This window comes from Microbacterium sp. NPDC007973 (assembly GCF_042958465.1).
In the GTDB taxonomy this organism is placed as follows: domain Bacteria; phylum Actinomycetota; class Actinomycetes; order Actinomycetales; family Microbacteriaceae; genus Microbacterium; species Microbacterium galbum.
This window is the reverse complement of the sequence record NZ_JBIBJJ010000002.1, coordinates 133,791-148,519: the sequence shown is the minus strand read 5'-3', so window position 1 is coordinate 148,519 and position 14,729 is coordinate 133,791. Positions and strand designations below refer to the sequence as shown.

Below are 14,729 nucleotides of genomic sequence, written 5' to 3'. Positions count from 1 at the left end.
TGGGCGCGGCGCCGTCGGCCCCGCGCCGTGAGCGCCGCGCCGTCAGTCCCGCGCCGTGGGCGGGGCGCCCGCCGTTCATGGTCCGTGGCTCTCGCCCGCCGAGGGCCTCGACGCCCGCCCCGCGCCCCGGCTTCGACGCCCGCCCGCCGGCCCCGGCCTGAACGCCCGCCCGCCGGCCCCGACCTCGACCGCCCGCCCGCCGGCCCCGCCGGCCCCGGCGCGAGGAGACGACGCGGCCTCGCGGCTAGTCCTTCTTCGCCTCTTTCGCCGCTGCCTTCGCGGCGCGCTTGTGCTCGCGCACCTTCGTCAGCGACTCGGGGCTGACGATGTCGGCGACCGAGCGGAACGATCCGTCCTCGCCGTAGGGCGCGGAGGCCTTGCGCCATCCCGCGCCGTCGAAGCCGCGCTGCTTGCCGAGCAGAGCGAGGAAGATCTTCGCCTTCTGCTCGCCGAACCCGGGCAGGGCCTTCAGGCGCTTCAGAACCGTCGCGCCGTCGGGGTCGTCACGGGTCCAGATGGCCGCGGCGTCGCCGTCCCAGTCCTGTTCGACCGCGGCACAGAGGGCCTGCACACGCTTCGCCATCGAACCCGGGTATCGATGCACGGCCGGCGACTGCGAGAAAGCCGCCGCGAAGGCCTCGGGGTCTTCGTGTGCGATGTTCGCGGCATCCATCGACCCGGTTCGCTCCCGGATCTTCAACGGTCCCGCGAAAGCCGTCTCCATCGCCACCTGCTGGTCGAGCAGCATGCCGATCAGCAGCGCGAGGGGGTTGGCCGAGAGCAGTTCGTCGGCGGCGGGATCATCGGTGATGCGCAGGCTCATAGGCCCATTCTCGCGCGACCGGCCGGCGCCCGGCCGTGCGGACCCCCGGTTCCCCCGGGCGCGGCACGACCCGCCTCACTCCGGAGCGGCGATCCACTTCCGCGCGAAGGGCACGGCATCCATCGACGCGAGGTCGAGCGTGATCTCGTTCAGCTGCGAGCGGAAGTCATCGACGTCGCCGGGAGGGAGGCGCTTCACGAGCGATCCGTCCACCCGCCGGATGACGACCTCGCTCACCGCCGGCGCGCCCCCGCCCGCGTCGAGCAGACCGAGCACCACGGTCGCCGCCCACCGCAGTCCGTTGCGGGCGCGGTCCTCGCCCGCGACGACGTAGACCTCGGATGCCGGTGTGCTCACGGCATCCATCCTGCCCGAGGACAGCAGGCGAAAGGGGGCTCAGCCCGCGTCGGCGATGTCGCGACGCGCGGCGGCGGACTCCGGGGAGCCCTCGACCTCGATGCCGAAGAGCGCCGAGAGGGCGTCGATGTACTCGTCGGCGCGGCCCGTCTCGGCCAGCTCGTGCGCACGCGTGGTGGGGGTGTGCAGCAGCACGCCCACGAGGTGCCGCAGCGCCTGCTCGGTCTGGCCGCCCTCGTCGCCGCGAGCGCGCACGCGGGCGACCTCGGCGTCGAGCACGCCGAAGACGTGCGCGCGCAGCGCGACGACCGCGGGGGTGATGTTCTTGCGCTCACCGACGGAGGCGAAGCGGCGGGCGGCGTCGCGCACGAGGTCGCGCGCGGCGTCGGTCGCCTGCAGCTCCTCGAGCGGGGCGTGCAGGCGGATGGTCTCGAGGTCGAGCAGGTCGACGCCCGGCACGGTCGCGACGTCGGGGTCGACGTTGCGCGGGAGGCCGAGGTCGATGACGAGACGGCGGCCCGCGTGGTCGACCGGGCACCCGGCGGCCGCGGTGGTCTCGGCGCCGGTGCGGCCGGCGGCGAAGGTCGCGGCGCTGACGACGTGGTGCTCGCTGGTCGTGCAGGTGATGACGAGGTCGGCGTGCGCGACGGCGGAGGGGAACGTCTCGGCCGAGACGGCGCGCAGACCGTGCTTGGCGGCGAACTTCGCGGCGCGACCCGAGGGCGAGTGCACCGAGATGTCTTCGGCGCCCTGATCGCGCAGGGCGGCGACCGTGGCGGCGGCGTACGCGCCGGTGCCGACCAGCAGCACGCGCTGGGTCGACCAGTCGGCGATGCGGCTGTCGGCGAGCTCAAGGCCCAGGCGCACGAGCGAGCGACCGGCGCGGCCGATGGCGGTGGAGTTCTTCACGCCGCGCTGCGCCTCGGACGCGCGCTGGAACAGCCGCTCGAGCTCGGCCGAGGTGGTGCCCAGCTGCCGCGACTCGGTGAGCGCGCGACGCACCTGGCCGGCGATCTCGCCCTCGCCCACGACGACGGACTCGAGGCCGGAGGCGACCGAGAAGAGATGCTCCGCGACGTCGTCGCCGCCGAGCACGGTGTAGGAGCCCTCGAGCTCGCTGGCGGGGACGCCGGTGGCGGCCTCGATGGCGCTCAGGGTGGCGTCGACGCCGAGGGCGACGGCCGCGGTGACGGGCTCGTCCATGTCGACGTAGGCCTCGAAGCGGTTGCACGTGGCGACGACGACCGCGCCCTGCACGAGCTCGGCGTGCTCGGCGATCAGGGGGGCGACGGGGGTGCGGGGTACGCTGAGGCGCTCGAGGAGCTCGAAGGACGCGGTCTTGTGACTCGCGCTGACGCACAGCAACACGCTCATATTCTACGCCCGGGCGCCTCGGGGTATTCCGAGCGGCCTCTCGACGTCAAGGCATCCCCCTCGCGCACAGGGGCTGAATGGGAGGATGGATGCCATGGCATCCGCATCCCCCGACGCTCCCCTCCTCCGCGCCCTCCGAGGCGACCGTCCCGAGCGGCAGCCGGTGTGGTTCATGCGGCAGGCGGGGCGCTCGCTGCCGGAGTACCGGGAGCTGCGCGTCGGCACGCGCATGCTCGACGCGTGCCTGACGCCCGATCTCGCGGCCGAGATCACGCTGCAGCCGATCCGTCGGCATGACGTGGATGCCGCCATCTTCTTCAGCGACATCGTGGTGCCCCTGCGCCTGGCCGGCGTCGACGTCGTGATCGAGCCCGGCCGCGGGCCGGTGTTCGCCGACCCCGTGCGCACCGCCGACGACGTCGCGCGGGTGACGGCGATCGATCCGGCCGACGTGGCCGCGGCGGCGGAGCCCGTGCGCGAGGCCGCCCGGCGCGTGACGGCCGAGCTCAGCGACAGCGTCCCCCTCATCGGCTTCGCCGGGGCGCCGTTCACGCTCGCCGCGTATCTGGTCGAGGGCGGCCCGTCGAAGGAGCACCTGCGCGCCCGCGGCATGATGCACGCCGACCCCGCCTCATGGCACCGTCTGGCCGGATGGCTGGCGAAGGTGTCGCGCGCCTTCCTCGACGCGCAGATCGAGGGCGGTGCGCAGGCCGTGCAGCTGTTCGACTCGTGGGCGGGGTCGCTGTCACCGGCGACGTTCCGCGAGTTCATCGCCCCGCACTCCACCGAGGCCCTGCAGGGCATCGAGGTCCCCCGCATCCACTTCGGCGTCGGAACCGGGGCGTTCCTCGACGACATGCGTCTGGGCGGACTCGCCGACGCGGTGGGTGTCGACTGGCGGATGCCGCTCGACGAGGCCGCCGCGCTCGTCGGCCCCGACGTGACCCTGCAGGGCAACATCGATCCGGCCCTTCTCGGAGCGCCCTGGCCCGTCCTCGCGGCGCACATCGACGACGTGCTCGCCCGCGGACGCGCGGCGCGCGCGCACATCCTCAACCTCGGCCACGGCGTGCCGCCCGACACCGACCCCGACGTGCTGACGCGCATCGTCGCCCACGCGCACGCAGCCTCGGTCGACGCCGCTCCCGCGCAGGGGGCCCCGGCCGACGGGGAGCGGGCGTGAGCGAGCCCCTCGATCGTCTCGTGCAGCACGCGCACGAGACGCGCGTGATCGTGATCGGCGGGGGCGTCTCCGGCCTGGTCGCCGCGCGCGAGTGCGCGAAGGTGGGCCTGCGGGTCACGGTTCTCGAGGCCTCCGACGAGCTCGGCGGCGTGGTGCGCTCCGCCGAGGTGGGCGGGATGACGCTCGACGTGGGAGCCGAGAGCTTCGCCACCCGCGGGGGTGTGGTCCGCGACCTGCTCGACGAACTCGGCCTCGGCGCCGACGTGGTCTCGCCGAATCCGGCGGGAGCCTGGGTCGCGGGCGTCCCCGGCGTGGGCGCCGCGCCCCTGCCGAAGGGCGGGGTGCTCGGCATCCCCGACAACCCCTTCGCCCCCGACGTGCGGCGCGTCATCGGCTGGTCGGGAGCCTGGCGGGCCTACGTCGATCGCGTGCGGCCTCCGCTCACGATCGGCCATGCCCTCAGCCTCGGAAAGCTCGTGCGCTCGCGCCTGGGCGCGCGGGTGCTCGACCGCCTCGTCGCCCCCGTCACGAGCGGGGTGTACTCCGCGCGGCCCGACGACATCGACGTCGACCTCGCCGCCCCCGGCCTCAACGCCGCCCTCACCCGCACCGGCTCGCTCACGGGTGCCGTCGCCGAGTTGCGCGCCCGCCGCCCTCCGTCCCGTCCGGCCGATGCCCCGGCATCCGACGTCCCGGTCACCGCCGGCGCCGCCAAGGCCCCGGCGCCGGGGGGAGCCGTGCAGGGGATCGTCGGGGGGATGGCGCGCCTGGTCGACGCGCTCGCGGCGGGCCTGCGCGACGCCGACGTCGAGGTGCGCACCGGCGTGCGAGCCGAGGGGCTCAGCCAGGTCGACGACGGCTGGGCGGTGTCGACGTCGGTCGACGACGAGCCGCTGCGCGCGCAGGCCGTGATCGTCGCCCTGCCCGAGGGGCCGGCCCGACAGCTGCTCGCGCCCGTCGTGCCGGGGCTCGAGGAGGGCGATCCGATCGCGCCCGTGGTCGAGGTCGTGACCCTCGTGCTCGACGCCCCCGTGCTCGACAGCGCGCCGCGGGGGACCGGCGTGCTCACCGTGCCCGGCAGTCACGTGGCCAAGGCCCTCACCCACTCGAGCGCCAAATGGGACTGGGTCCGGGATGCCGCCGACCCCGGCGTCCACGTCGTGCGCGTCTCGTTCGGCGCGCAGGGGGAGGAGCCCGCCACCGCTGCCCTCGACGACGATGGCGCGGCGAACCTCGCGCTCTCGGAAGCCGCCGCGATGCTCGGCGTCGAGCTGCCGGCATCCGTCCTCCGGGCCGCGCACCGCGTGCGCTACGTGCAGTCGCAGCCGGCCGCGACGATCGGCCGCGCCGCCGTCACGCAGGCGGCGCGCGGCGCGGTCCGCGCCGTCCCCGGGCTCGGCGCGACGGGCGCGTGGCTGTCGGGGACGGGACTCGCGCAGGTCATCCCCGACGCGCGCGACGAGGCCGATCGCGTCCGCAGCGTCGCGCTCTGGCGCAGCTGACCCGCGTCACCGTCGGCCATGCCGCGCCGCCTGTCAAGGCCGGATGCCGGACGCGGCATACATGACTACTGTGAGACTCGACCAGCACTCGATCGAGCGTGAGGAGACCCCATGAGGGGCAAAGCAGCACTCGTCGTCGGACTCGTGGCGGGCTACGTGCTCGGAGCACGCGCCGGCCGCCAGCGGTACGAGCAGATCAAGGAGCAGGCCGACAAGGTCTGGAGCCAGCCCGTCGTTCAGGGACAGGTCGAGAAGGTGAAGGCGCTCGGCGTCTCCGCCCTCAAGTCCGTCCCCGGTGTGGTGTGGAAGGGCGCCAAGTCCGTCACCAGCGCAGCGTCCGGTTCGGGCACGGTGCAGGAGCGCGCCGAGCGCGCCGGCCGTGCCGCCAAGCGCTCGGCGAGCGAGGTGGCCGATGTCGTCGAGGACGCCGTCGACGACGCCGAGCAGGCGGAGAAGTCGGCGACCACGCGCGCTCGCGCGGCCAAGAGCGGCTCCACCTCGTCCGGGAGCTGACCGCATGACCACTCCGCGCGGATTCCGCGACCGTTCCGACGACAGCCTGTTCGAGCTGCTCGGCGACATCCCCGAGCTGGTGCGCAACCTCGTCGTCGCCGAGATCAACGGGGCGAAGGCGTGGGCGCAGCGGACGGCGAAGGATGCCGGTATCGGCGCCGGCTGGTTCGTCGGCGCCCTCATCGTGCTGTTCTGGGCGATTCCGGTGTTCTTCGCCTTCGTCATCGCCGGGCTGTCGTCGTGGTGGCCGGTGTGGCTGTCGGCCCTCGTCGTCTTCGGCGTGATGGTCGTGATCACGGCGATCCTGGCGCTGCTCGGCTACCTGCGGTTCAAGAAGCTCTCGAACCGCGAGAACCCGGGCGAGGCCATCGCCGAAGACGTCCGCATCGTCAAGGAGGCCCGCGATGAGTATTGAGCGTCCCGTCCCCGTGCCCCGCACCGCGGTGCCGCTGGGCATCACCGATCCGGTGGAATCGGCCCGCGCCGAGCTCAAGGCCGCGCTCGCCGCCATCGAGGTCAAGGCCAACGTGCCGCGCCGTGCGAGCGACGCCGTCGACCGCACGATCCACGACGTCCGCGAGAAGGCTCAGCGCAACCCCGGTGCCGCCGCCGCGGCCGTGGCGGGCGTCGCCGCCCTCGTCGGCTTCGCCGTGTGGGGCATCGTGCGCGCCTACACGCGCTGAACATCACCGAAGCGGCCCGTCCCTCACCGGGGGCGGGTCGCTTCGGCATATCCGGCCGCCGCTCGGCGGAGGTGGCTGAGCGTGTCGAAGCCACCGGTGGGGCGTGGGCTCAGGGTCGCCCGCACGCCCGGCGCTCGGCGGAGGTGGCTGAGCTCGTCGAAGCCACCGGTGGCCTGCGGGGCCCGGACCCTTCGACGGGCTCAGGGTCCTCTGGCGCGCCTCGGCTCACGGCTCGTTCAGGAACAGGCCGCTCAGCAGGTCTTCGAAGTACTCCGGCGTCACCGCGATCGGACCCGCGTAGGCGTGGTCGAAGCCGGCGATTGCGTACAGCAGCAGCGCCACGAAGAGGGCCAGCAGGCTCGACATCAGCAGGTGCACGCGGAGGTTGCGCACCTCGATGAGGGCGATGAGGATGGCGTTCAGAACGGCGCCCACGCTCAGCACGATCCACAGGACGCTCGGCAGGGCCAGGTGGGTCAGGGCGATGCGGTCGCGGCGGTTCTCCACGAGCAGCTGGAATTGATCGAGCGACTGCTGCACGTACAGCGTCTCGGCCGCCGTCGTCGGCTGCACCTGGCCGATCGCCTGCTGCATGGCCGAGATGTTGGCATCCGTCTCGGCCGGGATCTCCAGTCGCCGCTGCATCGGCCAGTCGAGGTCGATCACGTTGCGGGTGTACTGCACGATCTGGTTCTGCAGCTCGTCGCCCTGCGGATCGGGCAGCAGAGCCGCGGTGCGGTAGAGGGATGCCAGCGACGACGACTCCTGCAGCACGACGCCGTCGACCTCGGTGAAGTTGCCGTAGGCGGCCGCGGCGATGAGGGCGAGGGTCACGCCGTAGAAGACGCCGTAGGCGCCGACCGCGTAGCTGAGGACCCGGTCCCATTCCTCGCCCTGCGGGGCGACGCGGAACACCCATTTGCGCAGGATGAGCAGGATCACGCACGATCCGCCCACGACCAGCACGATGAACAACGGCAGGCCCACGGACATGGGCAGGTCGTAGAGCCACATCGGGCACCCCTTCGGCGGGCGTCCCCCGACGCCGTCAGCGCACGATACCAACGGCCTCGGACGGGCGGGGGTGCTTCGTCGGCGAGTCAACGGGTTTGGCCCGCCGCCCGGGCGAGACGAGACTAGGAGCCATGTCCCACGACAGCTCCTCCTCCGTGTACACGCTGTGGGCGGTCTTCCGCCGCGACCCCGAGAACCCGGTGACCACCGCCGAGTCCACCGAGCTCGCCGACCTCGTCTCGCTGATCGAGGCCGACGGCGTCACCGTCCGCGGCTTCTACGACGTCAGCGGCCTGCGCGCCGACGCCGACCTGATGGTCTGGCTGCACGGCGAAGACCCGCAGGCGCTGCAGCGCGACCTGCGGCGCCTTCGTCGCACCGAGCTGCTGAAGAACCTGCTGCCCACGTGGAACGCGATGGGCGTGCACCGCGACGCGGAGTTCAACCGCTCGCACGTCCCCGGATTCCTCCGCGGCATCGAAGCGCAGCAGTGGCTGTGCCTGTACCCGTTCGTGCGCAGCTACGAGTGGTACCTGCTGCCCGAGGAGGAGCGTCGCGAGATGCTCATCGAGCACGGCAAGAAGGGCAGCGCCTACAAGGGTGTCATCGCCAACACCGTGGCATCCTTCGCCCTCGGCGACTACGAGTGGCTCCTGCCCATGGAGGCGGACGTGCTGACCGACCTCGTCGACATGATGCGCGACCTCCGCTACACCGAGGCCCGTCGTCATGTGCGCGAGGAAGTTCCGTTCTACACCGGTCGTCTCGTGACGCTCGACGAGATCCCCGAGATCCTCCAGTGAGCGCGCCTCTGCGGCTTGGAACGCGTCGCAGCACCCTCGCGATGGCGCAGTCGCAGATGGTCGCCGACGCCGTGGCCGCGGCATCCGGCCGGGCGGTCGAACTCGTGCCGATCGTGTCGGAGGGCGACGTCAACCGCGCCTCGCTGTCGCAACTCGGCGGGCGCGGCGTGTTCGCGAACGGGCTGCGCGAGGCGCTCGCCGCCGACCGCTGCGACTTCCTCGTCCACTCGCTGAAAGACCTGCCGACCGTGCAGCCAGAGGGCCTCGTCATCGCCGCGACGCCGCCGCGGGAGGACGCCCGCGACGTCGTCGTGACGCGCGACGGCACCCCCCTCGGCGCGCTCGCGCCGGGATCGCGGGTCGGAACGGGCTCGCCCCGCCGCATCGCGCAGGCGTTGCGGCACAACCCGCGGCTCGACATCCACGACATCCGCGGCAACGTCGACTCCCGCCTCGCGCGCGTGCGCGACGGAGAGCTGGATGCCGTGATCCTCGCCGCGGCGGGCATCTCGCGCCTCGGCGGCGACCTGGGTGGGCTGCAGGCCGAGGCGCTCGGGCTGGCGGAGTGGCCCACCGCGCCCGGCCAGGGCTCGCTCGCGATCGAGACCCGCAGCGACATCGACCCGGAGGTGCACGCCGCCCTCGCCGAGCTCGACGACGAGGACACCCGCGTCGCGATCACGGCGGAACGCGTGGTGCTGAACGCCCTCGACGCCGGGTGCAGCGCGCCGGTCGGCACACACGCGTCACTGGCCGGGGGCGACCTGCGGCTGCGCGCCGTGGTCTACGCCCTCGACGGCACGCAACGGATCGGTATCGACCGGACCGTGCGCCTCGCCCCGGGGTATGGTGGGGAAACGGGCAGTGGCAATGGAGCGGATGCTGCCGACGACGGGGGACCGATCGCGCGAGCGGCGCGAGCGGGCCGAGAAGCCGCGCGTCGGTTGCTCGAACGTGGGGCGGCCGACCTGGTACCACGAGAGTCGACCACATGAATGAAGGCCACTGGAACACGCCGAACCCCTCGACGGGCGGCGTGCCCAAACCTCTGTCCGGTCGTCGCGTGCTCGTGCCGCGCGGGGGTCCGTGGGGCGACGGCGTCGCCGCCAGCCTGCGCCAGCTCGGAGCCGTCCCGGTCATCGCGCCGTTGATCAACTTCGCGCCCACCAACGATCAGGCGACCCTCGACGAGGCGCTCGCCGACCTCGCGGCGGGCGCCTTCGACTGGCTCACGCTCACCAGCGCGACCACCGTCGACGTCCTCTACGCCTACAAGGCCGTCATCCCCGCCGAGACGAAGGTCGCCGTGGTCGGCGAGACCACCGCGGCGGCGATGCAGGCCGTCGGCTACCGCGTCGACCTCGTGCCCGAGCGCGACAACTCGGCCCAGGGCATGGCCGAGCAGATGATCGAGATCGAGACCGAGCCGCGCAAGGTCCTGACCCTGCGCAGCGAGATCGCCAAGCCGGTCCTCACGCGCCTGCTGATCGAGGCCGGGCACGACGTGCGCAGCGTCGTGGCGTACCGCACGGTCGGCGTGCCCGTGACCGAGAAGATCGCCGGCGACGTCCAGTCGGGCCGCATCAACGCCATCCTCGTCACCAGTGGTTCGGTGGCGGAACAGGTGGTCGAGCAGTTCCCCGAGATCCCGGCATCCACGGTGATCGCGGCGATCGGACCCCGCACGGCCAAAGACGCCAAGCGCGCCGGACTCAGCGTCGACGTCGTGGCCGAGCGGCAGACCGTGGACTCCCTCATCGAGGCGGTCGCCCGCTTCCCCCTCACCCCCGACGAATCGACCCCATGAGCTTCCCCGAGCACCGCCCGCGGCGTCTGCGCCGCACCCCCGCCGTCCGTCGTCTCGCCCGCGAGACGCATCTCGTGCCGTCGCAGCTCGTGCTGCCGATGTTCGTGCGCGAGGGCATCACCGAACCGAGCCCGATCGGGTCGATGCCCGGGATCGTGCAGCACTCGATGGACTCGCTCCGCCGCGCCGTCGCCGAGGCCGCCGAGCAGCGCATCGGGGGCGTCATGCTCTTCGGCGTTCCCGAGGTGCGCGACGCCGTGGGTTCCGGGGCCGACGACCCGAACGGCATCCTGAACCGCGCGACCGAGGCCGTCGTGGCCGAGGTCGGCGACGCGGTCGTCGTGCAGACCGATCTCTGCCTCGACGAGTTCACGGACCACGGTCACTGCGGCGTGCTCCGCTCCGACGGCGCGGTCGACAACGACGCGACCCTCGACCGCTACACGGCGATGGGTCTGGCGCAGGCCCGCGCGGGCTCGGCGATGCTGGGACTGTCGGGGATGATGGACGGCCAGGTGGGCGCGGTGCGCGAAGCGCTGGATGCCGAGGGCTTCACCGACACGCTGATCCTCGCGTACTCCGCGAAGTACGCCGGCGCGTTCTACGGTCCGTTCCGCGAGGCCGTCGACTCGCAGCTGAAGGGCGACCGTCGCTCGTACCAGCTCGACCCCGGCAACGGCCGTGAGGGCGTGCGCGAGGCGCTGCTCGACGTCGAAGAGGGTGCCGACGTCGTGATGGTCAAGCCCGCGCTGCCGTACCTCGACGTGCTCGCCGACGTGAAGGCGTCGGTCGACGTGCCGGTGTGGGCATACCAGGTCTCGGGCGAGTACGCGATGGTCGAGGCCGCCGCCGCCCACGGCTGGATCGACCGCCGCGGCGCGATCCTCGAGAGCCTCCTGGGCATCCGTCGCGCCGGCGCCGACGCGATCCTGACGTACTGGGCGGTCGAGGCCGCCCGCTGGCTCCGCGAAGAGCTGTAAGCCCCCGTCCGCCGACCGGCCGCTGAGAAGAGTCCGGGTCCGGCCTTTCCCGCGCGCCCGCCCGGAAGAATGGATGTCATGACCGACCTCAACGACCAGTGGTTCGCCCGCGCCAAGGACGTCATCCCCGGCGGCGTCAACTCGCCCGTGCGCGCATACGGCTCCGTCGGCGGGACGCCGCGGTTCGTGCAGTCGGCGTCGGGACCGCGGATCACGGATGCCGCGGGTCGCGAGTACGTCGACCTCGTCGCGTCGTGGGGCCCGGCGCTCCTCGGCCACGCGCATCCCGAGGTGGTCGGCGCGGTGCAGTCCGCGGCATCCCGGGGTCTGTCGTTCGGCGCGCCCACGGGTGCCGAGGTGGAGCTGGCCGACCTCGTCGCCCAGCGCGTCCAGGTCGGCGATCTGAAGCCGATCGAGAAGGTGCGCCTGGTCTCGACCGGCACCGAGGCGACGATGACGGCGATCCGCCTCGCCCGCGGAGTCACCGGACGCGACCTGCTGATCAAGTTCGCCGGGCACTACCACGGGCACTCCGACGGGCTCCTCGCCGCGGCGGGCTCGGGTGTCGCCACCCTCGCGCTCCCCGGATCGGCGGGCGTCCCCGCGCCGATCGCGGCGCAGACGCTCGTGCTGCCCTACAACGACCTCGACGCGGTGCGCGAAGTGTTCGCCGTGCACGGCGAGAACATCGCCGCGATCATCGTCGAGGCGGCCTCGGCGAACATGGGGGTCGTGCCACCGCTGCCCGGCTTCAACGCCGCGCTCGCCGACATCGCGCACAGCCACGGCGCCCTGCTGATCATGGACGAGGTGCTCACCGGATTCCGCGTGCACCCCGCCGGCTTCTGGGGCCTGCAGGCCTCGCAGGGCGAGCGCTACCTGCCCGACATCCTCACCTACGGCAAGGTCATCGGCGGCGGGATGCCGCTGGCCGCTCTCGCCGGCCGCGCCGAGGTCATGGACCACCTCGCCCCCCTCGGCCCGGTGTACCAGGCCGGAACCCTGTCGGGGAACCCGCTGTCGGTGGCCGCGGGCCTGGCGACGCTGCGTCTGGCGACGCCCGAGGTGTACGCGGCCGTCGACGCCGCGGCCACGCGGATCGCCGACGCGCTCGACGCCGCCCTGACCGCCGAGGGAGTGGTGCACACCGTGCCGCGCGCGGGCTCGTTGTTCGGCGTCGCCTTCTTGCCCGAGGTGCCGCGCGACTACGCCACCGCGCTCATGCAGCAGTCCTACCGCTACGCCCCGTTCTTCCACGCGATGCTGGACGCCGGTGTCTCGCTTCCCCCGAGCGTGTTCGAAGCGTGGTTCCTCACCGCCGCCCACGACGACGTCGCCCTCGAGCGCGTGCTCGAGGCGCTGCCGGTCGCGGCGAAGGCCGCGGCGGAAGCGCTGGATCCGACGCTGCTTGCGCAATAGTCGACGCCGGCGCTGACACCGTCGAGACCGCTTGATACGGTCGAACGGGGGGTGGGGGATGACCGCATCGAGTTTCTGGCTGGCGCCCGAGGCGTTGGAGCACCAGGCCATACCGTTCGACGACTACGCCGCGCAGGCGCAGAGCGCGAAGCAGTACCTCGCGGCGCATCCCTTCGATGACACGGGGGATCACCCGGCCTATCGGTTCGCCGCCGAGCGCGCGCGGGAGCTGCGTTCGTCGCTCATCGACTGGTTCGACCATCTCGCGAGCGTCCTGACGGGCGTGGCGGTCGAGCTGCGGTCGGTGGCGGACGAAGGACGCTCGATCGATGCGGAGGAAGCCGCCCGCATCGATGCGTCGGATCCGTCCGTGTACAACGGGAACTCGTCGTCGGCGAGCGAAGTCGTCTCGGACTCGGCGGGCGGGCGCAGCACCGACCTCATGCCCGTCTGGGGGCCGCCCGCGGGCGGCGCGGCACGATTCTGCGACTTCGGACCGGCCTACGACCACCTCAACGACCTGACGCTGAACCTCGTGCCCGGAGACCTCCTGAGTCCCGTCGAGTGGATCGACACGATCCTCGGCTGGCTGGGTGCCACGCCGCTCCCCGAGACGGTGATGCGCGACTTCGGAGGGCGCTGGGGTGACCTGCGGGCCTTCGCCGACACGTTGACGGGGCTCAGCCAGCTCATCGACGACATGCGCGGGCACTTGGGCAGTGCGGCATCCTTCATCAAGGTCGCGTGGCAGGGCTACGCCGCCAGTAGCGCGCAGGACTACTTCGACCGGCTCTCCGCGGTGCTCGGCAACGCCGTGCAGGAATTCCAGGATGCGGGCGACGCCTTCGCGTCGTACGCCGACGGGGTCGAGGGGACGGCGGAGGCCGTCAGCAGCGCGCTCTACGGTCTGCTGGACTCGATCCTCATCGCCGCGGTCGCCGCCGGATTGGGAACGGCGACGATCGAGACGGTCGTGGGCGGGATCCTGGGATGGGGGGCCGCGGGAGTGGCGCTGCTCAACGCGGGCCGCCTCGTGGCCGAAGTCAACGACCAGTTGCAGTTCCTCAACGACCTCGGCAACATCCTGGGGTCCATCAGCAACCTCTCCTCCGACCTCTCGGACTTCTCGTCGGAGCTCCCCGTCCCCGCCATGGAGGTCACGAATTGAGCGACGACGCGCGCCGGCCCACCCCCGCCGAGGTGAGCGAAGCCTTCCGAGCGGATCGGGCGGCTTCCTCCAGCGGTCTCGATTTCGCGACCGTTCCGGGGACCGCGCCCGTTCTCGGCATGCTGCGCACGGAGATGCAGCGCCGCTTGCGCGAGGAGCATCCCGACAGCGACGTCGCCCGTGCCCTGCGCGCCGTGCTCGACGGATCCGCTGAACCGCGGTCGCTGCTCGAGATGCCCGCCTTCGCGCCACCCTCGGCTTTGAGAGATCCCGCCGTGACAGAATCGGTGCGCGCCGCGATGCGCGGCGGGGAGCGTGATGATGCATCTTGACGAAGACTCGGCGGTGGGTTCGATCGCGATCGTCCGCGAGGCGATCGATCGGATCGACGAGCACCTGACGACGCTCGAGAACGAAGCGGCGCGTCTGCAGGCCTCGTGGGACGGCGACGCGCGCGACGCCTTCGCCACGGCGATGCGCGAATGGGACGAATCCGTCCGCGTGCTGCGCGCCGCCGCCGCGACGGCCGGGGAACGGGCGCACGGCGCCGTTCGGCGCTTCGGGGACTTCGATCGGCGTCGAGCCGGAGCGTGGGCGTGATGCGGCGTCGTCTTCTCGCCGCCGCGGTCGTCGCGGTGGGGTTCGCTCTGGCCGGCTGCGCGCCGGCCGCCTCGCCCTCGACCATCACCGTCACCTGGACCGGACCCGACGGCGAACAGACGGTCACGATGACCCCCGATGTGGTCGAGTGCGACGACACCGGCGCGCGCGGGACGGCGGTGCAGGTGACGCCGCAGGGCACCTTCTCGTTCCGCACGAACGTCGACGAGGGGGCGCGCGGGTCGGTCGGTGTCGGCGCGGACGGCGTGTTGGTCTCTTTCGAGTCCGACGACATCGACCTCACCGTCGGCGGTGAGAACGTGTCGGTGGCCTCCAGCGACGGCGAGGCCGCGGTCGTGGAGGGGTGGAAACCCGAGGACGGCATCGTCGAGTCCCCGGACGACGCGACACGCTATCCCGCGACGGTGACCGCGAGTCTGCGCTGCGAGTGACGCGCGGCTCCGCCTGACGCCACCCCTCGGCACGCGGTCTCGGCGCGGGAC

18 protein-coding genes are annotated in these 14,729 nt (G+C 72.6%); 14 read left to right on the top strand and 4 right to left on the bottom strand.

The window, feature by feature from the left end; translation table 11 throughout:
- Positions 1–244: 244 nt before the first annotated feature.
- From ACFZA2_RS05795 to ACFZA2_RS05785, 3 genes are all read right to left on the bottom strand, one after another.
- The gene (locus tag ACFZA2_RS05795) at positions 245–823 is read right to left on the bottom strand and encodes an HhH-GPD-type base excision DNA repair protein (protein ID WP_391401891.1); all 579 of its coding nucleotides are present in this window, start codon (positions 821–823) and stop codon (positions 245–247) included.
- A 75-nt stretch (positions 824–898) separates the two neighbouring features.
- The gene (locus tag ACFZA2_RS05790; protein ID WP_391401888.1) at positions 899–1,180 is read right to left on the bottom strand and encodes a hypothetical protein; all 282 of its coding nucleotides are present in this window, start codon (positions 1,178–1,180) and stop codon (positions 899–901) included.
- 39 nt (positions 1,181–1,219) lie between these two features.
- On the bottom strand, positions 1,220–2,548 hold the full coding sequence (locus ACFZA2_RS05785; RefSeq protein ID WP_391401885.1) for a glutamyl-tRNA reductase: 1,329 nt from the start codon (positions 2,546–2,548) through the stop codon (positions 1,220–1,222).
- Between the two features lie 91 nt (positions 2,549–2,639).
- On the opposite strand from ACFZA2_RS05785, the gene hemE reads away from it, so the two are divergent.
- The 5 genes from hemE to ACFZA2_RS05760 all read left to right on the top strand — a co-directional run bounded on the left by hemE (position 2,640) and on the right by ACFZA2_RS05760 (position 6,435).
- On the top strand, positions 2,640–3,737 hold the full coding sequence (gene hemE, locus ACFZA2_RS05780; protein WP_391401882.1) for a uroporphyrinogen decarboxylase: 1,098 nt from the start codon (positions 2,640–2,642) through the stop codon (positions 3,735–3,737).
- On the top strand, positions 3,734–5,239 hold the full coding sequence (gene hemG / locus ACFZA2_RS05775) for a protoporphyrinogen oxidase (protein WP_391401879.1): 1,506 nt from the start codon (positions 3,734–3,736) through the stop codon (positions 5,237–5,239). The genes hemE and hemG overlap by 4 nt, the downstream gene beginning before the upstream one ends.
- Positions 5,240–5,350: 111 nt before the next feature.
- On the top strand, positions 5,351–5,752 hold the full coding sequence (locus tag ACFZA2_RS05770) for a hypothetical protein (RefSeq protein WP_315994316.1): 402 nt from the start codon (positions 5,351–5,353) through the stop codon (positions 5,750–5,752).
- A 4-nt stretch (positions 5,753–5,756) separates the two neighbouring features.
- The gene (locus ACFZA2_RS05765; protein ID WP_366376512.1) at positions 5,757–6,167 is read left to right on the top strand and encodes a phage holin family protein; all 411 of its coding nucleotides are present in this window, start codon (positions 5,757–5,759) and stop codon (positions 6,165–6,167) included.
- A complete protein-coding gene (locus ACFZA2_RS05760) occupies positions 6,157–6,435 on the top strand; it encodes a hypothetical protein (protein WP_315994318.1) in 279 nt (92 codons plus the stop codon). Before ACFZA2_RS05765 ends, ACFZA2_RS05760 begins: the two co-directional genes overlap by 11 nt.
- Before the next feature lie 225 nt (positions 6,436–6,660).
- Here ACFZA2_RS05760 and ACFZA2_RS05755 read toward each other — a convergent pair whose 3' ends face one another.
- The gene (locus ACFZA2_RS05755; RefSeq protein WP_315994319.1) at positions 6,661–7,449 is read right to left on the bottom strand and encodes a DUF4239 domain-containing protein; all 789 of its coding nucleotides are present in this window, start codon (positions 7,447–7,449) and stop codon (positions 6,661–6,663) included.
- Between the two features lie 131 nt (positions 7,450–7,580).
- Here ACFZA2_RS05755 and hemQ point away from each other — a divergent pair, with 131 nt between their 5' ends.
- The 9 genes from hemQ (at position 7,581) to ACFZA2_RS05710 (ending at position 14,678) form a co-directional block, all read left to right on the top strand.
- Complete coding sequence (hemQ, locus tag ACFZA2_RS05750) at positions 7,581–8,252, top strand: hydrogen peroxide-dependent heme synthase (protein WP_391401874.1); 672 nt, start codon at positions 7,581–7,583, stop codon at positions 8,250–8,252.
- Positions 8,249–9,247, top strand: a complete 999-nt coding sequence (gene hemC / locus ACFZA2_RS05745; protein WP_391401871.1) for a hydroxymethylbilane synthase — start codon at positions 8,249–8,251, stop codon at positions 9,245–9,247. Before hemQ ends, hemC begins: the two co-directional genes overlap by 4 nt.
- Entirely contained in the window at positions 9,244–10,059 is an 816-nt protein-coding gene (locus tag ACFZA2_RS05740) for a uroporphyrinogen-III synthase (protein WP_391401868.1), read from the top strand. Before hemC ends, ACFZA2_RS05740 begins: the two co-directional genes overlap by 4 nt.
- Positions 10,056–11,039 (top strand): porphobilinogen synthase, encoded by a 984-nt coding sequence (gene hemB, locus ACFZA2_RS05735; protein WP_315994323.1) that lies wholly within the window; start codon positions 10,056–10,058, stop codon positions 11,037–11,039. Before ACFZA2_RS05740 ends, hemB begins: the two co-directional genes overlap by 4 nt.
- A gap of 78 nt (positions 11,040–11,117) precedes the next feature.
- Positions 11,118–12,458, top strand: coding sequence for a glutamate-1-semialdehyde 2,1-aminomutase (gene hemL, locus ACFZA2_RS05730; RefSeq protein WP_391401865.1), 1,341 nt, complete (start codon positions 11,118–11,120; stop codon positions 12,456–12,458).
- Between the two features lie 58 nt (positions 12,459–12,516).
- Entirely contained in the window at positions 12,517–13,626 is a 1,110-nt protein-coding gene (locus ACFZA2_RS05725; protein WP_391401862.1) for a WXG100 family type VII secretion target, read from the top strand.
- A complete protein-coding gene (locus ACFZA2_RS05720; RefSeq protein WP_391401859.1) occupies positions 13,623–13,958 on the top strand; it encodes a hypothetical protein in 336 nt (111 codons plus the stop codon). Before ACFZA2_RS05725 ends, ACFZA2_RS05720 begins: the two co-directional genes overlap by 4 nt.
- Positions 13,945–14,226 carry a WXG100 family type VII secretion target gene (locus ACFZA2_RS05715; protein ID WP_315994327.1) on the top strand — a complete coding sequence of 94 codons (282 nt, stop codon included), beginning with the start codon at positions 13,945–13,947 and terminating at the stop codon, positions 14,224–14,226. Before ACFZA2_RS05720 ends, ACFZA2_RS05715 begins: the two co-directional genes overlap by 14 nt.
- The gene (locus ACFZA2_RS05710; protein WP_391401855.1) at positions 14,226–14,678 is read left to right on the top strand and encodes a hypothetical protein; all 453 of its coding nucleotides are present in this window, start codon (positions 14,226–14,228) and stop codon (positions 14,676–14,678) included. Before ACFZA2_RS05715 ends, ACFZA2_RS05710 begins: the two co-directional genes overlap by 1 nt.
- The last annotated feature ends 51 nt before the right edge of the window (positions 14,679–14,729 follow it).